At 49.6% G+C, this 21,496-nt stretch carries 21 protein-coding genes and 1 pseudogene; 16 read left to right on the forward strand and 6 right to left on the reverse strand.

Features of this window, described 5'->3' with window-relative positions:
- From EDM57_RS02755 to EDM57_RS02785, 6 genes and pseudogenes are all read left to right on the forward strand, one after another.
- A partial coding sequence (locus EDM57_RS02755) for a deaminase domain-containing protein (RefSeq protein WP_211338206.1) occupies positions 1–771 on the forward strand: 771 nt, incomplete at its 5' end.
- A 2-nt stretch (positions 772–773) separates the two neighbouring features.
- Complete coding sequence (locus EDM57_RS02760) at positions 774–1,460, forward strand: Imm3 family immunity protein (RefSeq protein WP_122903245.1); 687 nt, start codon at positions 774–776, stop codon at positions 1,458–1,460.
- Positions 1,461–1,635: 175 nt separating this feature from the next.
- Entirely contained in the window at positions 1,636–2,493 is an 858-nt protein-coding gene (locus tag EDM57_RS02765) for a hypothetical protein (protein WP_122903246.1), read from the forward strand.
- A 294-nt stretch (positions 2,494–2,787) separates the two neighbouring features.
- A complete protein-coding gene (locus EDM57_RS02775) occupies positions 2,788–3,633 on the forward strand; it encodes a hypothetical protein (protein WP_122903248.1) in 846 nt (281 codons plus the stop codon).
- Positions 3,634–3,815: 182 nt separating this feature from the next.
- On the forward strand, positions 3,816–4,115 hold the full coding sequence (locus EDM57_RS02780; RefSeq protein ID WP_122903249.1) for a hypothetical protein: 300 nt from the start codon (positions 3,816–3,818) through the stop codon (positions 4,113–4,115).
- A pseudogene (locus tag EDM57_RS02785) lies at positions 4,022–4,219 on the forward strand (transposase); the annotation flags it as partial. The gene EDM57_RS02780 and the pseudogene EDM57_RS02785, both read left to right, overlap by 94 nt.
- A 339-nt stretch (positions 4,220–4,558) precedes the next feature.
- Here EDM57_RS02785 and EDM57_RS02790 read toward each other — a convergent pair.
- A complete protein-coding gene (locus tag EDM57_RS02790; protein WP_122903310.1) occupies positions 4,559–5,194 on the reverse strand; it encodes a YczE/YyaS/YitT family protein in 636 nt (211 codons plus the stop codon).
- Positions 5,195–5,398: 204 nt separating this feature from the next.
- On the opposite strand from EDM57_RS02790, the gene EDM57_RS02795 reads away from it, so the two are divergent.
- The 3 genes from EDM57_RS02795 to EDM57_RS02805 all read left to right on the forward strand — a co-directional run bounded on the left by EDM57_RS02795 (position 5,399) and on the right by EDM57_RS02805 (position 7,325).
- Positions 5,399–6,376 (forward strand): LacI family DNA-binding transcriptional regulator, encoded by a 978-nt coding sequence (locus EDM57_RS02795; RefSeq protein WP_122903251.1) that lies wholly within the window; start codon positions 5,399–5,401, stop codon positions 6,374–6,376.
- 162 nt (positions 6,377–6,538) lie between these two features.
- Positions 6,539–7,000, forward strand: coding sequence for a DUF6884 domain-containing protein (locus EDM57_RS02800; protein WP_122903252.1), 462 nt, complete (start codon positions 6,539–6,541; stop codon positions 6,998–7,000).
- Between the two features lie 4 nt (positions 7,001–7,004).
- Positions 7,005–7,325, forward strand: a complete 321-nt coding sequence (locus EDM57_RS02805) for a YciI family protein (protein WP_122903253.1) — start codon at positions 7,005–7,007, stop codon at positions 7,323–7,325.
- A 64-nt stretch (positions 7,326–7,389) separates the two neighbouring features.
- Here EDM57_RS02805 and EDM57_RS02810 read toward each other — a convergent pair whose 3' ends face one another.
- Positions 7,390–8,748 (reverse strand): TrkH family potassium uptake protein, encoded by a 1,359-nt coding sequence (locus EDM57_RS02810; protein ID WP_122903254.1) that lies wholly within the window; start codon positions 8,746–8,748, stop codon positions 7,390–7,392.
- A 531-nt stretch (positions 8,749–9,279) separates the two neighbouring features.
- Between EDM57_RS02810 and EDM57_RS02815 the strand changes: the two genes are divergently transcribed.
- The 5 genes from EDM57_RS02815 to EDM57_RS02835 all read left to right on the forward strand — a co-directional run bounded on the left by EDM57_RS02815 (position 9,280) and on the right by EDM57_RS02835 (position 15,900).
- Positions 9,280–10,119, forward strand: coding sequence for an IS4 family transposase (locus EDM57_RS02815; RefSeq protein ID WP_246005728.1), 840 nt, complete (start codon positions 9,280–9,282; stop codon positions 10,117–10,119).
- A 247-nt stretch (positions 10,120–10,366) separates the two neighbouring features.
- Positions 10,367–11,089 carry a hypothetical protein gene (locus EDM57_RS02820; protein ID WP_122903255.1) on the forward strand — a complete coding sequence of 241 codons (723 nt, stop codon included), beginning with the start codon at positions 10,367–10,369 and terminating at the stop codon, positions 11,087–11,089.
- Between the two features lie 88 nt (positions 11,090–11,177).
- Positions 11,178–11,732, forward strand: a complete 555-nt coding sequence (locus tag EDM57_RS02825; RefSeq protein ID WP_122903256.1) for a hypothetical protein — start codon at positions 11,178–11,180, stop codon at positions 11,730–11,732.
- Positions 11,733–12,094: 362 nt separating this feature from the next.
- Positions 12,095–13,846, forward strand: a complete 1,752-nt coding sequence (locus EDM57_RS02830) for an ABC transporter ATP-binding protein (protein ID WP_122903257.1) — start codon at positions 12,095–12,097, stop codon at positions 13,844–13,846.
- A 5-nt stretch (positions 13,847–13,851) separates the two neighbouring features.
- A complete protein-coding gene (locus tag EDM57_RS02835; RefSeq protein ID WP_122903311.1) occupies positions 13,852–15,900 on the forward strand; it encodes an ABC transporter ATP-binding protein in 2,049 nt (682 codons plus the stop codon).
- Between the two features lie 125 nt (positions 15,901–16,025).
- On the opposite strand, the gene EDM57_RS02840 is transcribed toward EDM57_RS02835, so the two are convergent.
- The gene (locus EDM57_RS02840; RefSeq protein WP_122903258.1) at positions 16,026–16,856 is read right to left on the reverse strand and encodes an undecaprenyl-diphosphate phosphatase; all 831 of its coding nucleotides are present in this window, start codon (positions 16,854–16,856) and stop codon (positions 16,026–16,028) included.
- Between the two features lie 214 nt (positions 16,857–17,070).
- Here EDM57_RS02840 and EDM57_RS02845 point away from each other — a divergent pair, with 214 nt between their 5' ends.
- A complete protein-coding gene (locus EDM57_RS02845) occupies positions 17,071–17,397 on the forward strand; it encodes a DUF1904 family protein (protein WP_122903259.1) in 327 nt (108 codons plus the stop codon).
- A gap of 84 nt (positions 17,398–17,481) precedes the next feature.
- Here EDM57_RS02845 and EDM57_RS02850 read toward each other — a convergent pair whose 3' ends face one another.
- Positions 17,482–18,411, reverse strand: coding sequence for a DMT family transporter (locus EDM57_RS02850; protein ID WP_122903260.1), 930 nt, complete (start codon positions 18,409–18,411; stop codon positions 17,482–17,484).
- A 112-nt stretch (positions 18,412–18,523) separates the two neighbouring features.
- Here EDM57_RS02850 and EDM57_RS02855 point away from each other — a divergent pair, with 112 nt between their 5' ends.
- Positions 18,524–19,948 (forward strand): aminotransferase-like domain-containing protein, encoded by a 1,425-nt coding sequence (locus EDM57_RS02855; protein ID WP_122903261.1) that lies wholly within the window; start codon positions 18,524–18,526, stop codon positions 19,946–19,948.
- 103 nt (positions 19,949–20,051) lie between these two features.
- On the opposite strand, the gene rluF is transcribed toward EDM57_RS02855, so the two are convergent.
- A complete protein-coding gene (gene rluF, locus EDM57_RS02860) occupies positions 20,052–20,741 on the reverse strand; it encodes a 23S rRNA pseudouridine(2604) synthase RluF (protein ID WP_122903262.1) in 690 nt (229 codons plus the stop codon).
- Entirely contained in the window at positions 20,731–21,402 is a 672-nt protein-coding gene (locus EDM57_RS02865; protein WP_122903263.1) for an MOSC domain-containing protein, read from the reverse strand. The genes rluF and EDM57_RS02865 overlap by 11 nt, the downstream gene beginning before the upstream one ends.
- Between the last annotated feature and the right edge of the window lie 94 nt (positions 21,403–21,496).

A 21,496-nucleotide genomic window follows, 5' to 3' on the forward strand; every position in this document is an offset into this window, starting at 1 on the left:
CTGCGGGAGCTGTGGGACGGGCGGACGCCGGATGGAGGCCAGGCGTTGGAGTCGTTTGCGGTTGGAGCAGCGCTGGGCGGAGCTTTTTCCGTAGGGACGTCCTGGTTGGCGAAAGGTGCTGAGAGGGTTCGCGGGGCGTTGAAGCGGGGGGCGAGTTCGAAGGTTGAGGGGACGGGTAAAGCTGGAGTAGAACCTGGTTCCACACCGATTGAGCATAGGTATGCTATTGATCCTGAAACCGGAAAATTAATTCATTTTGATTGGACAGCAACAAGACGAGTTGACCCAGTAAAAGATGCCCATATCATTGAAAGAGTCAGTGAGATAAAAAGTCGTTTATCCAAAAAAGTTTTAAAAAAGGGTGGGAATTTTGGTTATGCTGAGGTCGATATTCCTGTTGTAGAACAAAAGGAATTTTATTCATCAAGTCAGGTTGATTTTACTTCTGGTAATTCAAATTTAGAAGGATTCTCATTAAAACCTGAAAATCCTATTTTTAGAGCTACAAAGGCACCTGATAAGAAGGGAGATGATTTTGTAAGAGAGGCGGATACAGAGTACAAAATATTAAATGATTTAGCCGAAAAAATCGGAGAAAATAATAATGTTGCAGGAAAGGTAAAATTGTTTACAGAAAAAGACACGTGTGGAAGTTGCAATAACATAATTTCTCAGTTTAAAGAAAGGTATCCAAATATAAAAATTGAAGTGATTCATAATGGTGGCGAGCTAATAGCACCAAAAAATATGTCAAACATAGGAGAGTACTGAATATGGACTTAAAATGGGAGTATAAAGAATTAGTTGAATCGTTTATTGAAGATTATTATTCATATAAACAAAATAATATGAGTGATCGTGAATCTCTAGCTAGAACTTATAATGAATACGAGACACTTTTAAACCAAGGAGAAATGGAAAAAGCAGTTATAGAGATTTTGTATGGAGAATTTTTACTAAAACAATCCAAGGTACTAATTACAGCAAAAGAAAAAACAAAAGAGGAATTGCTTTCTCTAGACTTTACTAAGCTTAGAACAGAATTAACAGATGATGAAGTAAAAGAACTAATAAGTCGCAGGGATAATATTGTATTAAGATTAGACGAAAAACCTTTAGATTTTTGTTCTGAAGCAAGATGGTATTATCAAGAAATTAATGAAAATGTGAAAAAATTTTTTGAATCACTAAGTTTTGAGAATGAGTATGCAGGTCAAGTAGTGAATCACGTTCTTAAAAGATTTGAAAGAGATTGTAGGAATACAATGAGTGAGAATATTACAATAAAAGTCACATTAGCTGAATTGTTAATCAATAAAGGGATTAATGCTCAAGAAGAACTCAACAACATATTATCTGAACTAAAACAGTTTAATATGGAAGATGTAGGGCAACAGTTATCGGAAGAAGAAAAAGAAGATTTAGCAAGGAGAATCAAAAGTTTATTAATTAATATATAAGAAGAAATATTTCCTGGATGGATCGTACAGTAGAACTAACAAACGAAACACTAGATAAACTTTCAAAAGCTCATTCCTGCTTTGAACCATGAGTAGGAATGAGCTTTTTTTGCATGCTCAAAATCATACGAACGCCACCCTGTACTTCCCCGATGCGACAAGAAGGAGGGCGGTGGTGCTTGGCTGGGTCCGCAAAAACGGCGACAGTTGCGTGAAGACAGCCAACCCGAACATCCGGTATTTCGGCACAGAGCACGGAAGCGAACTGGTTGCGCCTACCGCTCTTTCGATTGTGAGCGGATGCAAGGAACCGTTGAAGATAACCCTGGACGATCACGTGGGGATTACACTGACCAGCCATAAAAAGCTGATTCTGAATGCGAAGGAAGAGATCTCACTCTACACGCCAAAGCGGGTTGTCATCCAGGCGCAAAGCCAGATTCTCGCCAAGAAAACGAGTGCGCCAAGCGGCTTTTCGCTGGAGAGTGAGTATCACTTCCTGGGGACAGCCGTTCACGTGGAAGGATGGGACCGGACGACGTTTCCCGCGTTTGACGACGAGCCGAAGCAAGGAACGCCCCCACCCCCGGAACCGCCGTTTGATTGGGGGAAGCTTGCCCTTTGTGTGTTAGGGGCTGTGGCGATTGTCGGGGCCGTAGCACTGACGGTAGCGTCGTTTGGTGCGGGTGCGGTGATTGGAGCGGCAGCGGTAGGGGCAGCTCTCGGAGCGATAGGCGGTGTCGTGATGACCGCCTCGTCCGATCTCATCAACGGGGAGGTGAGCAGTCCGTCCGCGTATATCAAAAGCGCCGCCCAAGGGGCCGTGATCGGCGCGGTATGCGGAGCGATTTTCGGCCCCGTTGCAGGGGTCGGCGGAGGAGCGGTTGTGCCGCTGACAGGCGGACAAACGACCGTAGGGCTTGGCTCGGTCATGTTTATGGGGGGAACCTCGGGATATATTGATTATCGCTGCGGGAACTGTGGGACGGGCGGACGCCGGATGGAAGCAAGGCGTTGGAGTCGTTTGCGGTAGGGGCAGCACTGGGCGGAGCTTTTTCCGTAGGGACGTCCTGGTTGGCGAAAGGTGCCGAGAGGGATCGCGGTGCGTTGAAGCGGGGGGCGAGTTCGAAGGTTGAGGGGACGCCAAAAGCTAGAACACCTAAGCCATTAGAACCTCGTGGAGAACCTATTAAGTTTGTTCCTAGTTTTAAACAGGAAGAGATAGCTTTGCAGACGTATGAAAAGTTAAGATCCACTGGTTTAGATGTCGGAGAGTTAGAGATCTTTTTAACGGAATACAGGACTTAGTTTTGAAGAGGCAAGTCAGTTGAAGACACATGTAATACTGACTGAACACATGAACTTAGTTGATACTGTTAACGGCAAGTACTATTATAAAGGTTATTTTGTTCCCGATATTGATATAGCCTATGGATGGGAAAAAGCACTAAAGGGTGAATTATCAGCAGAGGAAAAAACATGGTTTAGACAATTAGCTGACCATGAATTGGCAGAAAGTAAAATGATGCAAGAAGGATTGCCGTATCGTGATATAAACTATTTTAAAGATGGTACAATAAACGAAAGTACAAAAGGTGCTCATGAGTTAGCACCACCACAACCCGGCGGATTTCCAGGCCAAAATTTTGAGGTGGGAAAATTGAATTCTAACTTTGAACAAGCCCGTGAAAGAATAAAAAACATTAACTGGGAAAATAATGGAATGGATAAACCTTCATATGCTATCCTAGTTACAGAGTTTATTAGAAGAGGGAATATTTTTTTAGATTTTAACTCCAAGGATGATAATAGACGTGCTGTATTTAATGCAGCAGAAATAATTAATTTTGATACACCTGCTCATATAAAGGAAGAATGTAATGGAGTAGTAAACGCCAACGTTGATTGGGTTACAGAGTATCTTTGCGCTTTTTATCTTGAATGGGCATACGTGGTAGACAAACAAGTACCCATCGCTCTGAAGTTTCACGATTTATATGACCCTATTATTAAGTTGTTTGAGAGAGGTGGAAGGATCAGTTATCATCATAATGAGTTAGTATGTGGCAAACATGCATGGCCGCGTAATTCTGGGAAAATAACTAGGGAACTTCCCCCACAAGACATTAGGGATAAAGTTCTGGATGCACTCGATGATGAAAATATTGAGTGATAGAGGGAATATTTTTTATAAGTTTCTTTACAATCCTAACAATAAGATCGTACAATACAATCAACAAACCAAACACTAAACAATTCAAACACTTGATAAACTTTCAAAAGCTCTTTCCAACTTGTTTTATGAGTAGGAATGAGCTTTTTTTGCATGCACAAAATCAATGGAGGATGAAACGAATGGCAAAACGTGAACAGCTAGGGGCAGAAGGATTGAAGGAACAGCAGCCAGCCCAGGAAGAAGAAAAAGAAGTGAGGTCTATTGCCCGGGCTCGCGCAGCATACGAACAGCTTATGGATGAAATTTGGATCGGCTACATGAATTGGACAATTCTCTTAAGGTCTAGTAGATTGAAAGCAAATCGATACAGAACGGGGAGAATGTCATGGGGAAACGTGAGCGTCGGTCATTTACAGACGAGTTCAAGCGGCAAATGGTTCAACTCTACGAGAATGGAAAAACGCGTGCAGATATTTTGAAAGAATACGATCTGAGTGCATCTGCGTTTGACCGTTGGGTCAAACAGAGCAGAACGACAGGTTCTTTCAAAGAAAAAGACAACCGAACGGAAGAACAGAATGAACGGGACTGTAAAATATTTTGTGTACACTAATAAGATCGCAAAATTGAACCAACAAACCAAGTACAAAAAAACTTGACAAGTACGCTTGATAAACATTCAAACAAAGGCTTACTCCCCTGGAACATGAGGAGGAGTAAGCCTTTTTGCACAGGCATTAAACAACGCCCGAAACTACAACAGCCGTTGCGCGTGAGCACAACCTGCAACTGCCAGCAACGAGGCGAGGCGAGATGAGATAGAAAAGATCCCACCGCCGCCCCCAAAAATTCCCACCGATTTTCCACCGTCCAGTATAGCGACATTTTAACCGTGATCCCTTTTTCCCACACATCCAGGGAGCTACTGTTGCACCTGTGCTTCCGTCCCCCGATTGACGAGCGACAAAAGCTTGTTCCCCGCATGGATGGCAGCCTGAATAATGTACCCAGTCGTAAACGACAGCACAATCGTCCCGTAATAAATCGGCCCGTCGAGCAAAAAGCTCAAGGTCAGAAACAGGCAGGCGAGCGAAATTTCCGTGCGGCGAAACGTCCATTTCATCCGCTTGGAGACGACGAGCACGAATGCTTCCTGTGGTGCTGTGCACACCTGCGTGCACACGTACAGCCCGATGCCGCTGCCGATGCACAGGTTGCCGAGCACCAGGGTCAAAAGCGGCGGCAGCGAGCGGATGCCGGCCATCAGGGTGTCAATCGAGCCGATCAGGTCGACAAAGACGGAGATCAGCACCATTACGACTACGGCTCCAAACGTAATGTAGCTGCGATCCATGAGTAATACGATGCAGACAAAAGTGAAGTTGATCGCAAACATCCAAAAGCCGATGGATATGCCGAAATTTTGAAACAGGGCAATAAACAGAGAGTCATAAGGGCTGAGGCCAAACGAGGTAATCGTCGTCATCATGTTGATGCCGAGCGCGAGAATGAGCAGACCCGTGATAAACAAGACGTATTCGAATTTGAAGCGAAACACGAACAGCACGACTCCTTTCATCTTTCCATCGGCAACAGGATAAAGTGTGGAACGCTTTTCATAGCAAGAAAAAAATGTGCCGAATGAATGAGCTTCCTGTCCTTCGCATTTGCACGGTATGTTTTTCAACTGGAGAAAAGGGGGCCTTTCCCGTTACTATGGAAGAGGATGACGGATTTTGATAAAACAGAGGGGTAATCAGGCTTGGCTAACATTCGAGAAATTGCGAAACTGGCGGGAGTATCTGTCTCCACCGTGTCGCGTGTCTTAAACAACCATCCGTATGTCAGCGAACAAAAACGCGCAGAAGTCATGCGGATCATCCAAGAACGAAACTACGTGCAGAACAGCAACGCTGTCCACCTGTCGACGGGAAAAACGATGGTGGTCGGCGTGACGCTTCCGCTCGTCAACAATCAATATTACAGCTCGATCATCGAAGGCATTGCCGGAGAAGCAGCCCGGCATCAGTACAACCTGATGGTGTGCCAGACCAACAACAGCGCCGAGCAGGAGCAGAGCATTTTGCGCCTGCTGAAAAACAAGAAAATGGACGGCCTCATCATGTGCTCCCGGGCCAATGGCTGCGAAACGATTGACGAGTACGCCCAATACGGCCCGATCATCACCTGTGAGGCAAACGAGGCTGTTTTCGTGTCGAGCGTTCATATCGACCATTATCAGACCTTTCGGATCGGGATGGAGTATTTGCTCGGCAAAGGCCACCGGAAAATCGGCTATTGCATAGGCAGAAAAAACAGCTTCAACAGCCAGCACCGCAAACGGGCCTACCATGACATGCTTCAATCGGCAGGTGTAACACCCGCACCCGAATGGGCTTTTGAAAACTGTCTGACCGTGCAGGACGGCAAAGACATCGCTCACCGCATCTGGCAAATGAACGAGCGGCCTTCTGCATTGATCGTCTCCTGCAATCACATTGCGGCGGGGATCGTCAAAGAAGCAGGCAGATTGGGGCTGCGCGTCCCCGAAGACCTGGCGATTGTCGGCTGTGACGATCAGCCGGTCGGCGAACTGCTGGAGATCACGACCGTATCTAGTCCGAGCAGCTTGATGGGGAAATACGCCTTTGAAATGCTGTACGACCGAATTGTCCACCAGCACAAGGAAAAAGAAGAAAGGGAGCTGCCGCCGCTTCTGGTAGAGAGGGGAACGACGTGACGTCCGACGGGACAGGCCTCCTGCCACAGTGTAGAGATCAGGGCAACCGGGCAGGAGGCGGAGAATGGAAGTACGGATTGAATGTGCAAAAAAATGGATCATGCCGGATGTAGGACAAGCAGGCAGGAAAAGCCGGACGCAGATGGAAGGAGATACTACGAAGTGAGACGACGATTGTGCATCATCGCCTGTGGCGCGAAAAAGATATGGGATGTACACCCGGAGGCGGGGGCGACAGAGGCGCAGTACGTTTATCAAAGCGCGTTTCACAAGGCGAGTCAGGCATATGCCCGGACGTTTTTTTCCGAGTGGGCGATTTTGTCTGCCAAGCACGGCTTTTTGCTGCCGCATGATCGGGTGCCGGAAAATTACGATGTCGCTTTTGGCACGAAAAACGCGGAAATCATCCCGCTCGACCGCCTGATCCAGCAAGCGCGGGACAAGCAGCTCGACGGGGTGGAGGAAGTCGTCATGCTCGGCGGAAAGAAATTCAGGAGCATCATCCACGCTGTGTTTGGCGAGGAAAAAAGCAGCTTTCCGCTCGCGGATTGCCAGGGTATCGGCTATATGCTGCAAAAGCTGAACCAGGCTGTGGCAAACAGACAGGAAATCGGAAAGGGATGAGAGCATGGAGGCACTCCAACAGTTTTTGTACAAAATCAGGCTTGTTCCGCGGCTGCTGGACTCTGCAAACTGGACGGACAAAGAGCAAGAGATTGTCGGAGAGCATTTTCGCTACCTGCAAAAGCTGCTCGCAGACAACAGGCTGATCCTCGCGGGCCGCACGCAGAACATGGACGCGACGACATTTGGCATTGTGATTTTTCTCGCGGAATCAGAGGAAGCGGCACGACACGTCATGGAAAATGACCCTGCTGTCCGGCAAAACGTGATGACAGCCGAACTGTACCCGTATCGCGTCGCCCTGTACAACAGCGAGTGGAAGTGAAAAAAGACGAAGAGCCTGTGCATGAAAAACGCACAAGGCTCTTTTGCTTTGACGCCGTCTATGGTTACTGCCCGATGATGATCCGCTCTTTCGGATGGTGGTAGCGCATGATTCGATCGTCGCGCTTGAGGAACAGGAGCAGGTTGATAATCCCGATCCGCCCGATCATCATCGTAAAAATCAGGATGAGCTTTCCAGGCGTTCCCAGATGCTCGGTAACACCGGTAGTCAATCCGGTCGTACCAAAAGCCGAGCATACCTCAAACAAAATATGCTGGAACGGCAGATCCTCCAGCCAGACGAGCAAGATGACAGCGATGAACACAAGCACGATGGCGATGAAAAAGACGACAAACGACCGCATGATGTCTTCGTCCACCAGTTCCCGGCCGAATACTTTTACGTCTTTGTAGCCGCGCATGTTGGCAAATACGGTCGCGAGCAGGACAAAAAACGTCGTCGTGCGTATCCCCCCGCCCACACTGCTTGGCGATGCGCCAATAAACATCATCGCAGAGAGCATGAACAGCGTAGGGGCAGAAAACAGGCTGATGTCCAGTGTGGACAAGCCGCCGCTCCGCGAAGAAACGGAGTGGAACAACGAGTAGAACAGCGCTTCGTGCCACGTTTTATCCAGCAGAAAATGCTGGCGCTCGAACACGTAAATGAAGATGGCTCCGGCCACCACCAAGGAAAAAAACGTGAGCGTCGTAATCTTGGTAAACAGCGAGAAGGTAAAGCGCGCCTTCGCCCGGCGATAGGAGAAGTACGTCCGCAGCTCGACGAGAACGGGAAAGCCAATCGCCCCGCAAACAATCAACAGCATGACGATGAGCTGAAACGTATAGTCATGCGCATAATCCAGCATGGAGTTGCCTTGCAGGTCAAAGCCGGCGTTGGTAAAGGCGCTGACCGAGGCAAAGTAGCCGTGATAAAACGCGTCGTACCAATCGGTGTAATAGCCTGCAAGCAAGAAGTGCGCGCCCAGCAGTATCGTCCCGATCAGCTCGATGATGAGCGCCATGGCGAGAATGTTGCGCATCAGGCTAACCAGGCCGGACAGCGTAGAGCGATTGTGGTCGGTGGCAATCCAGATACGCTGCTCCAGACCGATCTGTTTGCCCATCAGCAGCCAGATGAATGTCCCGAGCGTCATGATTCCGATCCCGCCCACTTGAAAGAGCAAGGTCAGAAACAAAATGCCCCCTTGGTTGAACACCTCGTGAATCGTAATCACGGTCAACCCGGTGACGCTGATCGCACTCGCTGCGGTAAAGAGTGCATCGATAAAGGAAATCGACACGCCCTGCTTGTGAAAGAGCGGCAGCCACAACAGAACCGCCGAGACCAGAATCAGCGCAACGTAGGAAAATACAATAATTTGCACGGAAGTCAAGCGACGTTTTTGGTTTGAAGATAACAAAATGAATGACCTCCCGACTAAACTTCATGAAGGTAATCATACCAAAAAAAGTTAGAGAGAAAAAATGCTTTGTTTCTATATACGGGAGTGAAATAAAAAGGGAGACGATTCAGTAGCGAAAGACCGATTAGGATCGAAAGTAGGAAAAATAAGTAGACAGGTCACATGACGAACCTTCTTACTACTTAATTGAAGCATCTTTTGAAATTATCAATAACAATGTTTACTGTTGTAAAACAATCACTAGTGTTGCATTGATGTTATCGAAATAAACAAAATTCTCAGTATTTATACTAGGGCACAAAAAAATCCTTTACAATGGAATGGCCAGGTAGTTTCTGTCCAAATCCACTGAAAGGATTCTACCATGGACAAAAATACCTTACTTTCGTCATTTGGTAAATGGGTTTCCCCCATTTTTTCGAAAATTTTTTTGGAAGATCTGGCCTCCAGTGACCACGACAAGTAAGTTTTACCTCGATCAGTCCTTCTCAACTTTCACGCAAGCATCAACAGCCCCATTCCAATTTGTTGCAGCGTGTTTTCATGGACTTGGTTCAACGGATTCGACTATGCTCCCTTCCCCCAGCTATGAAACGTGATTTTCGCATCGTAGATGCGACCACGATCCCTTTGTGCCTACATACTTACAAATGGGCGACCTTTCGTGAGACAAAGGCCGGGGTAAAACTTCACTTCCGGTTAGCATTTGCTTCTCCGGAAGACGTCTATCCGGAAACCGTACAGCTGACTCCAGCACGTGCTCATGACCGGACTCAACTTGATACGCTCGTAGACAAACCTGGTACGACGTATGTGTTCGATCGGGGATTTGTGGACTATGCCAAGTTTGACGCGTTCTGCGAACGCCCGATCTTCTTCGTTACGCGAGTAAAGAAGAAGGCAGCTATCCGGTATCTGTTTGATTGTCCTGTTTCCGAAGGGAGTTCCATCAAAAAAGATTGTTATGTACAAATGGGGACACAGCAAAATCGAAAGAAACATGTCCTCCGCCTCATTGAGACAACCGATTCACAGGGAAACTCTCTTCTGCTGATTACGAATCGACTGGAGTTATCTGCACAAGAGATCAGCGAGATGTATCGTAGTCGCTGGGCCATTGAAATCTTCTTTAAATGGTTGAAGCAGCATGTGAAAATCACTTCCTTTTACGGGAAAAGCCAAGAAGCGGTTTTGAACCAAGTTTTCATTGCCCTGATTGCCTTTTGCTTACTTCTCTTGGCAAAAATCTTCTCCGCTTGCCAAGAGAGCTTGCTTCAAATCTATCGGTGGTTACGTGTGCTGCTCTGGGAGGATAGCCAAATTTGGTGGGAGCTATTAACGTCGAAACGAAGAAAGCCTGATACATAAACGGGAAAGAAACTGCCGTGTAGCGCTTGGGTGAACTGTATATAAATTCCAAATGGATGGAACTACTTTGTAGGTCACTCCGTTCTTTAGCAATTTGAAAGCAGAATCACGTTCGGAAAAATCAGTTTATTTATTCAGGGATTTATGCAACGCTAGTGATATTTGGTGTTGTATAAATGGGAATATTTATATAAAATAATTATCGGAAGATTCCAAAATATACAAATTGTTGAAAGGATAGGATTTTATGAAACGACTTATTGCTTCTTTATTAACGTTGTCATTGTTTTCATTTGCCGTAGTGCCAGGTTTTGCAATGGAGGAATCAAGCAAATATAAAACTGTACAATCTCAAATAAATCAAGATAAGGAATCTGAACAACAAGAAAAGGAGATAAAGGACGGAGAAACTCATCTTGAGGCAGAGGAAGTACAACCTCTTTTCTGGGGGGCTCTAGTTAGAATTGTAATTGAAGGTGTTAAACTTTACTTCTACTATGAGCGGGGCCAAGAGGTATATGAGGCAGTAGCTGAGTCAAAAGCGGAAAATGCCGTAGAATCGTATTACGAAGATGAGATAGAATATGACATTTTTGGTAACGTAAAAGAAAGCTCAGTTCTTAGGATGTTTGGCTTGCCTGGGTACTCTGAAAACGTCTATTTAACGTACGGTGATGCAGATAGCGATGGAATGGTACATATTCTCACTAGGCATCATCCCGAATACTGGGCAGGAGAAACGAAACACAGAAACTCATTCTTCAATCCTGATACTACGTTTTCTGATATCGAAGATATTATAGAAAGTGTGATTGACTATTCGCGTAATGCAGAATGGATGTATGATAATCTGGATAGCTGGGGAACTAAAGCATATGACGGATATCATGATGGAGAAATCTATCGGGTTATCATGTCCGGTGAAAATGTAGTGTCGGTGTTCCCAATCAGCTATAATCAAGCAGAATAATTTAAGCGAGAGATAATAGAAGTTTCGGTTTCAAACCGAGGCTTCTATAATTTAGTATAAACTTCACATCCCGTAAGGAATGATGCATGTGATTGACATGAATCTTTACCTGTTAAAACCATTGCAGGCGATCAAAAAAGAACATGCTATTCGGCAAGTTCACGACGAGTTTTTCATAAACCATTCAGACAACTGCTTCATCAGTATCGGCAACGAGGAAGTGATGAAAAAATATTTTTCCCCCTCGAAGCGACTTTTTACAGAAGCACTGCTTGTTTGGCATGACGGAAAACAGCTAACAGATTTTCACTTTTGTGAAACGAATTTGTTGCCAGAATTAGTCGAACTGGCTGGAGCGTACATGGAAAAAAACGCGGACGTCCAAACGAGAATTAACCAGAGTCAACTCGATGTTGAGTACAGGCGAATAGATGGGCAAAACGTACGTCTTTACGCAACGAAGGGAGAAGACGAGCTGGTGAATGCAGTTGTCCCTGAACAAGAGTTTTTTTGGAGTCTATTGCAAACGTGTGAACACTATTTTTTGGCTTTGGCAGAGTATGGAACAGAAAAAGACCATTTCCATAAAAAGTTGATGAGACTGGAAAAATTTTATGACCGCTACAAAAAAAGCTATGCTTGATTCGCGTCCATGCGTGCAGCAAAAAATAATTTCTTGACAATTCCGGCAAATCGATGGTAAAGTTCAGAATGTATTATTTGGTAAACAAAATTTTACGGAAAGGTGGGTCTGTCATGAAAAGCAGTGTAATGAACAAAATGCACAACTGCATACATGACGTAACCCCTCCTTTGATGCACGCTGTGTAGTTTTTCCCGACTCCGTCAAATGGCGCAGGTTACTGTCTTTGTAGCCTGCGCTTTTTTATTTGATTCTTTGGATGCAGATAAAAAGGCATGTTGCCCAAGCGGCGATATGCCTTTTTTCGCCTCCAAATTCCTAGCAAGAGGACGCCCGGTTGGGACGAAAGGAGAGAGCGGCAGATGTTTTCGGTTTTTGCAAAGCTGGACTGGTTTTTCAAGGAGCATTGGAAGCGTTACACGGCAGCGATTCTGCTGCTGATCCTGGGCGGCATCCTGGAGATTGTCCCGCCGAAAATCATCGGGGTGGCCATCGACGAGATTCAGCTGGGGACATTGACAGGCGAGCGGCTTTGGCACATTTTGCTGTTTTATGTGGTGCTGGCTGTCGCGACGTATGGCGTCAACTTCGTCTGGATTTACAAGCTGTTCGGAGGCGCTTTTTTGGCGGAGCGGACGCTTCGTTCCAGGCTGATGACGCACTTTTTGCGGATGACGCCGACGTTTTATCAACGCAATCGCACCGGGGACCTGATGGCCCGGGCAACGAACGATCTGAAAGCCGTCTCGATGACGACGGGGTTCGGCATTCTCACACTGGTCGACTCGGTCAGCTTCACAGGCGTCATCATTTTGACGATGGGCTTTTTAATCAGCTGGAAGCTGACGCTGGCGGCGATTCTTCCTCTCCCGTTCATGGCGTATGCGATCAACCAGTACGGCAAAAAAATTCACGAGCGCTTTTCTCATGCGCAGGATTCGTTTGGCGAGCTGAACGACCGCGTGCTGGAGTCCGTTGCAGGCGTCCGGGTGATTCGCGCCTACGTGCAGGAGACGGCGGACCAGGAGCGGTTTGCAAGCAAAACGGGCGAGGTGTACCAAAAAAATATCGAGGTAGCCAAAGTCGATTCGCTGATTGAACCGACCGTGAAAATTTTGGTGGGCATTAGCTACATGATTGGGCTGATTTACGGCGGCTATCTGGTGTTCCGGCAGGAGCTGACGCTGGGCGAGCTGGTGGCGTTCAACGTCTACCTGGGGATGCTGATTTGGCCGATGTTTGCGATTGGAGAGCTGATAAACGTCTTGCAGCGGGGAAGCGCCTCGCTCGATCGGGTCAACGAGACATTGGCGTACGCAGCAGACGTGACCAACCACGAGCATCCGGTGCAGCTTGCGGTTCCGGAGACGATTCGCTTCGAGCGGGTGAGTTTTCGCTATCCGGGGACGAACCAGGATCAGTTGCAGGACGTTTCTTTTACTTTGCACCGCTCGCAAACACTTGGCATCGTCGGGCGAACCGGCAGCGGCAAGTCGACGCTGCTTCGGCAGTTGCTGCGGGAATTTCCGCTCGGGAGAGGTGCGATTACGATCAACGGGGTCCCGCTGGAACAGATCGAGCTGGACAACATCAAAAGCTGGATCGGCTACGTGCCGCAGGAGCAGATTTTGTTCTCCAGGACCGTGCGGGAAAACGTTTTGTTCGGCAAAAAGGACGGCAGCGAGGAACAGTTGCAAAACGCGCTTAGGCTGGCATCGTTCGCAAAAGACGTACAGTTTTTGCCGGAGGGGCTCGATACGCTGGTCGGGGAAAAAGGGGTGGCGCTGTCAGGCGGGCAAAAGCAGCGGGTGTCGATTGCCCGGGCGCTGATGGTCGACCCGGAAATTTTGATTCTCGACGATGCGATGTCAGCCGTTGACGGCAAGACGGAGGCGGAAATGATCGCCAACATTCGCCGGGAGCGGGCAGGCAAAACGACGCTGATTGCCACCCATCGCCTGTCTGCCGTTGCCCATGCCGACTGGATTCTCGTCATGGATGAAGGCAAGGTGGTTGAGGAAGGAACGCATGACCAGCTCCTGGCGCGCGGCGGCTGGTACAAGGAGCAGTTTGAAAAGCAGCAAATCGAAGCACAGTTGACAGAAGGCGGGTGATGAGGATGAGTACGGGAAAAAGGCTGTTTCGCTATGCCTGGTTGTTTAAAAAGACGATTGTGCTCGCTCTCCTGATGCTGTCCGCTGCGGTTGGCGCGGAGCTGACAGGGCCGTTTTTGGCGAAAAAAATGATCGACACGCACATACTCGGCATTGAGTTTCCGTGGTACGAGACCGAACAACGGGCAGATTCCGTCTTGTACCGGGAGAAGTGGTACACGCGGGAGGACCATTTGGCGGCAGGCGAGCGCGCGGGCCAGCAAGTGCGGATTTTGCAGGTCGGGCGGGACTTTTACTTCATTGACCAGCCGCTTGCTTTTGACGGAGAGCGAACCGTTACCGACGGAAAGCTGACCATTGAGAGCGGCTCGCGGCAGGCGGTCTATCCGGCTGTGCTGCTTTCCAATCAGGAGCTGTTCGCATTTTTCCGCCCGGAGACGAGCGGCTTGCTCGTCCTGGCAGCGGCTTATCTCGGGTTGCTGGTGGCTGCCGCACTTTTTCATTACGGTCAAAAGTATTTGCTGCAAAAAGCGGCCAATCTGGTAATCCGCAAGCTGCGCATGGACGTGTTCGCCCATATTCAGCGGCTGCCGATAACGTACTTTGACAACCTGCCTGCGGGAAAAATCGTCGCCCGCGTGACGAATGACACTGAGGCGATTCGCGAGCTGTTTGCCAATGTGCTCGCGTCCTTTTTCACCAGCGGGATTTACTTGATCGGGATTTTCGTTGCGCTGTTTGTGCTCGATGTCCGCCTGGCGCTCGTCTGTCTGGCGATTTTGCCGATCATGGCAGTCTGGATCGTCTATTACCGCAAACGCGCCTCTGCCTTTAACCACGTCATTCGCGCGCGCATCAGCGACATCAATGGCATGATTAACGAATCCATCCAGGGAATGCCGATCATCCAGGCGTTTCGCAGGGAAAAAGAGACGATGCGGGAATTTGGCGAACTGAACGAAGAGCTGTTCACCTACCAAAACAAAATGCTGCGGCTCAATGCCACCGCGTCCTTCAATCTGGTGCAGCTCGTGCGCAACGCGGCGTTTGTGCTGTTCATCTGGTATTTCGGCGGGGCGTCGCTCGGGGTGGGCACGCTGTTTTCGCTCGGTGTCCTGTACGCGTTTGTCGATTACCTCAACCGCCTGTTCCAGCCGATTACGCAAATTGTGAATCAACTGGCGAATCTGGAACAGTCGCTGGTGGCTGCGCACCGCGTGTTCGAGCTGCTCGACGAGGAAGGGATCGAGGTCGATGCAGGCAAAATCCCGCGCTATCAGGGCAGTGTCCGCTTTGACAACGTTTCTTTTGCTTACCAGGATGACCAGTACGTGCTGAAAAACATTTCATTTGCGGCGTCTCCGGGAGAAACGGTGGCACTGGTCGGGCATACCGGTTCGGGGAAAAGCTCGATCATCAACCTGCTGTTTCGTTTTTACGACGCCAACAGCGGGACGATCACCATTGACGGGAAAAACGTCATGGAGATGCCCAAGCAGCACATTCGCCAGCATATGGCGATCGTGCTGCAGGACCCGTTTTTGTTCACGGGGACGATCCGTTCCAACGTGAGCCTGGACGATCCGGCGATTTCTGCGGAAAAAGTGGAGAAGGCTCTGTGCGACGTCGGCGCAGATCAGCTCCTGCGCACCTTGCCGCTCGGCTTTGACGAGCCTGTCATCGAAAAGGGCAGCACGCTCTCGTTCGGCCAGCGCCAGTTGATTTCGTTTGCCCGGGCGCTGGCATTCGACCCGGCGATTCTCGTCCTGGACGAAGCGACAGCCAACATTGATACGGAGACGGAAGGAATCATCCAAAACGCGCTGGAAGTGCTGAAAAAAGGCCGAACGACGTTCATCATCGCTCACCGATTGTCGACGATCAAAAACGCCGATCAGATTTTGGTGCTGGATCGGGGGAGAATTGTCGAGCGGGGAAGGCACGAAGAACTGATGGAGAAGCGCGGCAAGTATTATCAGATGTACCAGCTCCAGCACGGCCAAAAGGATACGCTGGTTGCGAGCGCTCTGCAAGGGGATGTTTCCCCGGCTTGAGGACAAAGAAAAAGCTGCCTGGCCAAAAGAAAAGCTGCCCCCGCGCTGGTTGTGACAGGCATTCAGGGGCGCTTCAACGGCCAAAGGCAGCTTTTTTTCTTGGAATGTGCCTAGCAAAGGCTGTTCTACAAAATGAAGAAGTAGATGACCGCAGCAAGCGCGATGCGGTACAGGGCAAACGGAACGAGCTTGATTCGGTTGATAAGCTTCAGGAAGAAGCGGATTGCCAGCAAGGCAAACAAAAAGGCGCTGATAAAGCCGACGATGAAAAAAGGCAAGGAATCGGCGGTGATGTACTGCCAATGCTTCAACAGCGACAAAAAGCTGGCGCCCGCCATGACGGGAACGGCCATGATAAACGTAAAGTCGGACGCCGCTCTGTGGCTGAGCCCCAGCAGCACGCCGCCGGAAATGGTCGAGCCGGAGCGCGAAAAGCCAGGCCACAAGGCGATGCACTGAAACAGCCCGATCAAAAATGCCTGCTTGTACGTCATCTGGTCAACAGTTGTGACTTTCGGACGGCCCGGCCTGAACCAGTCGGCGGCGATCATCAGCAGCGCCCCGGCGACAAGTCCGATCAGCACCGTATGGATGGAGAAAAGATATTCGTCAATGTAGTCTTCAAAAATCAGTCCGAGCACAGCGGCCGGCAACAGCCCGACGATCACTTGCGAGAGACGGAGCTTGTGGCCTGGGCCGTTGCCATCCGGCGACATTTTTTTCAAGCCCAGCAAACTTAAAAAACGGTCTTTGAACACGATCACGGCAGCGAGAATTGAGCCGAGCTGGATCACGACCTTGAACGTGTTGGCGACTTCAGGAGAAAACAGCTCTTTTGAGTGCAGCAAAGTATCGTCGACAATAATCATGTGCCCGGTCGAAGAGACGGGCGCAAATTCAGTCAGACCTTCTACCAGACCGAGCACGAAGGCCACGAAAATATTCCACAAATCCATATGTACTCACCTTTCCGATTGGCGTGCGGTATGTTTTGGTTCTTGACCCTTTATTTTTGCGATACTTTCACAGTTATGTCAATAGCAACATGCTGCCATCGGTTCGGGGGTGTCTTGACGAAAGCTCTTCCAAGCCGGCCACCTACTCTTTTTGCCTGCCAAGCGGTATGATAGATGATAGAAATAAAGCTTTTGACCAACAGGAGGTTCGAGCATGCCACATCTCATCGTTCGCGGCATACAGGCCGAGCAAATGGCAACGATCAGCGAGCCGCTGACAGAAGAACTTGCCGCTCTCTGCCAGTGCGGGACAGACAATTTCACCATCGAGTGCTTGCAGACGACAGGCGTTTTTGGCGGAAAGGTAGTAGCGTCTTTTCCATTTATCGAGGTAGGCTGGTTTGAGCGAGGACAGGAAACCCGCGACCAGTTTGCCAAAATTGTTACCAAGCACGTCCTCTCGCTCGGCATACCGGAAGTAGAGATGGTCTTTGTCGCCTATCAAAAAGAAAGCTATTATGCCAACGGCGAGCATTTCTAGCAAGAACGACAGCCGCTGTCGATTTCCCGGGAAAGAAATGGACGATTCGACAGGCGCAAAAAAAGCCCAACAAAGAGCACAAGGCTACTTTGTTGGGCTTTCTGCATGTTGGAGCGGCGTTTTTTTGGCGACCAACTCTCTCAATGTTTTCAGGTTAATCATGACGATCCCGACGATAATCGCGATGCCCCCTGCCAGCGACGACCAATAGAGCGGCTCCTGGTACAATGCAACCCCGAGAGCGAGGGCGATCAGCGGTGAAATGTACAGCCATGTAGAAGGAAAGAGCGGGTTCGTTTTCGCTACCAGCCAGTAAAAGATGGTGTGCCCCATCATCGAGCCGACAAAAGTCAAGTAAAGCAGCGCGAAGACGGACTGGGATGAAAGCAGAAACTCCATGTGCACTTGCTCGGTAAAGGCGGAGGTGAGAAGCAGCAGAATGCCTCCGTACATCATTTGCGCCGCGTTTAACGTGATCGGCGACACCTCCTTGAACTGCTGAGAGACGTGACGGGAGTACACAGCACCTGCGGCATAAAACAGTTGGCCGAACAGGACGGCAACACAGCCAGCGACCCAGAGCATGCTGATCGAAAAGGTCAACCCAGGCAAAAGCAGCAAGACGACACCGACAAATCCGATAAGGCAACCTGCCCAGGAACTGGCGGAAAGCTTTTGGCGCGAAAGCCCGGTCTGCAGCAGCATGACCATCAGCGGAGCGGTCGCTGACAAAACCGCCGCAATGCCAGAACTCAAATACTGCTCTGCCCAATACAAGGTGGCAAATACGCCATACGTCAGGCAAATTCCGGTGATGGCCATCTCTTTGCGCAGCAGGATGGAGAGGGACGCTTGCTTTTTCCAGGCCATGACGGCAAACAAGACCAGGCCCGCGAGAAAAAAGCGAACCCCTGCCGAGAAAAAGGGAGGTGCTCCCGCGTCAATTCCTACTTTAATCGCTAAAAACGTCGTTCCGAAGATCAGACACATCACGAAGTAATTGACAAATACCATGGTGATTCCTCCTTTTCCCTATCTTAACGGGAGAGGAACAGAACAGATGAAATCGAATAGAACAGATAGTAAGGCTGTCAGCTACGATGGAGAAGGAAGGGGGAGAGCCAGCATGAAACGACATGGCTTGTCCAGCATTCATGCCGAGAAGCTGTTTGAACAGGTTTATGACTATTTGCTTTCGGGAATCAGGCGCGGAGACTGGAAGACGCATGAAAAGCTCCCGTCTGTCCGGGCGCTGGCGCTGGAGATGAACGTGCATCGCCTGACGGTGTTCAAGGCGTACCAGTTGCTCAAGCAAAACGGATATGTGTACGTCAAGGATAAATCCGGCTATTTCGTTCAGCCGAGCGAGTTATTGCCGGCTGGCCCGTGGAACGACCCGATTGTTTCGGCTTACGTCCAGAAAAGCCACCTTTCGGAAATTCACCAGGTTCAGGCGACCTACCAGTTTTCCAAGGCGCTGATCGACCCGAATTTGTTGCCCAACCTGTACTTTTCGGAATACGTGAAGAGAGTGTTTGACCTGTATCCGAAAGTGCTGGGCACCTACTCGACTGCGCAGGGGGATCAGGAGCTGCGCGAGGCTTTGTGCCGCTATTATACGGAGCGGTTCCGTTTTTATTTGACCCCGGAAGAGCTGATGGTCACGTCCGGCTCCCAGGAAGCAATCGACCTGATTGCCCGTGTTCTTGTCAAACCGCGAGACGTGGTTTTGCTGGAGCGGCCAACCTACAGCCCGGCGATTGACGTTTTTCTCCGGCAGGGCGCGCACATTTTGTCGGTCGAGATCCGGCAGCACGGGTATGACCTGGAACAGGTGGAGCGGCTCATGCAGACGCACAAGCCGCGGCTGTTCTATCTCAACCCTACGTTTCACAATCCGACGGGCTATACGGTTTCGCGTGAACAGCGCAAGCGGCTGGTGGAACTGGCCGAGAAGTATCAATGTCTGCTGATCGAGGATGATCCATGCCGGGACCTTTACTTTGCCAAAGAGCCGCCCCTGCCGCTTTTTTCCTATGACACGGCCGGATATGTCATTTACCTGCGCAGCTTCAGCAAATACGTGGCTCCCGGTCTCGGCATCGGGACGATCGCCTGCCGCCCTTCGCTCATGGCTTACCTTCTCAGTGCCAAGGCATTGTCTGACAGCGGAACGCCGTTATTGAACCAAAAAATCTTTTTGCACTATTTCTTTTCCGAGCGGATGCAGCAGCATTTGCAAAAGCTGCGCACGGCGCTCGCCATCCGCCGGGACATCATGGAGGAGGAGCTGGCTGCAACAGACTGGGAATGGAGCAGCCCGACTGGCGGATTCAACCTGTGGATCAAGCTGCCGGACTCGACCCCGATGGAAAAGCTGCTGGGCACGTGCATGGAGCAGTCCATTACATTTGTCCCCGGCACGATTTGCGATCCCAGGCGAGAGCTTGCCACGTGGATTCGGCTCAGCTATTCGTATTTGAATGAGCAGCAGCTTCGGGAGGGGATCAGGAAGTTTGTGGGGCAGGTGCTTGCTTTGGGGGGCGAATAGCTCGTGCGTCATTATGCCGACTTGCTGCCGTTGCCTTTGCTTTTGCATACAAAAAACAGACTCTTGTTAAAAGGAGTCTGTTTTTTCATAGCGCCTCACTGTCTTACGAAAGGTTTTTTTTCAATTCCCGCAACTCTTCACTGGTCAAATTGCGCCATTGACCGATCTTCAAATTGCCCAGCTTGATGTTCATGATCCGCACACGCTGAAGCTTTTGCACCTGGTAGCCGAACGCCTGGCACATACGCCGGATTTGTCTGTTCAGCCCTTGCGTCAGGATGATGTTGAAGACGCGGTCGCTCACTTTAGTGACCTTGCAGGGCTTGGTGACGGTTCCGAGTATGCGTACGCCGCTTGCCATGCCGTGCAAAAAATTGGCGGTTATAGGCTTGTCGACGGTGACAATGTATTCTTTTTCGTGATTGTTTTCCGCGCGCAAAATCTTGTTTACGATGTCGCCGTCGTTGGTCAGCAGGATGAGCCCTTGCGAGTCCTTGTCCAGTCTGCCGATGGGAAAAATCCGTTCCGGATGGTTGACGAAGTCGATGATGTTGCCTTTGACGTGCAACTCGGTGGTGCAGGTGATGCCGACTGGTTTGTTGAGGGCAATGTAGATGCTTTTTTTCTTCTGGCCGAGCGGCTTGCCGTCGATGCACACGTCGTCGCCAGGCGCGACAGTGCTGCCCAGCTCGGCAGGCATGCCGTTGATGGTTACGCGTTTGGCCTCGACCAGTTTGTCTGCTTCGCGGCGCGAGCAGATGCCGGTTTCGCTGATGAACTTGTTAATTCGCATGGAGGCTTCCTTTTTCTAGTTGTTGTTGTTTTTCCAGGAGGTTGTTTTTCCACGGTTCAGCCAGTTCCTCGACCTCCAGCATGTACGCAATCGTCTCATGCGAGAGCGACTGGTTGTGGTAATACAGGTGGTGGAGTGAAGCGACCGTTACGCGCTTGGGATGGGCCTCAAGCAGCGTAATTGCAGAGTCTGGTCGGATCGTGCCTTCCTGCAGGACGCGGAAAAAGTACCCGGTGTAGCCCGTTTCCACGACAGCTTTGAGCAGGAGGTTGTTCTTGTTGCGCATGTTGATCTTCCCACAGGGAATTCTGCCCTGCGACACCTGGAGAATCGTATCTCCGATTTGGTACACATCCCCGATACATACCTGTTCTTCGGTCATGCCCAAAAGCGAAAGATTCTCGCCAAAAGCGGAAGGCGTCAAGGGCTGTCCGAATCTCTTTTCCCAATACGCATAATGTTCAAATGGGTACGCGCAGACGACGCGATCCGGCCCGCCGTGAAAGGCATGATACGCTACGTCGTCGTCATCAATTTTTAGGGAGCGAATGACCAATTCGCTGGCCTCGTCCTTACATATGCTGGAAAGCACTTCTTTGCCGTTGTAGCTCAGGTTTTTCGGCAGTCCTTTAAATAAGGAAACGATTTTTCTGTCGGACATGTTTTTCACTCCCTGTGTGTCATTCTTGCCAATTATGAATCCATATTATCACATCAATCTTTCGAAGCTCCACCGCAGATGGGCACGGGCAGGC

The sequence above is a fragment of the Brevibacillus gelatini genome (genome assembly GCF_003710935.1).
GTDB lineage: Bacteria > Bacillota > Bacilli > Brevibacillales > Brevibacillaceae > Brevibacillus > Brevibacillus gelatini.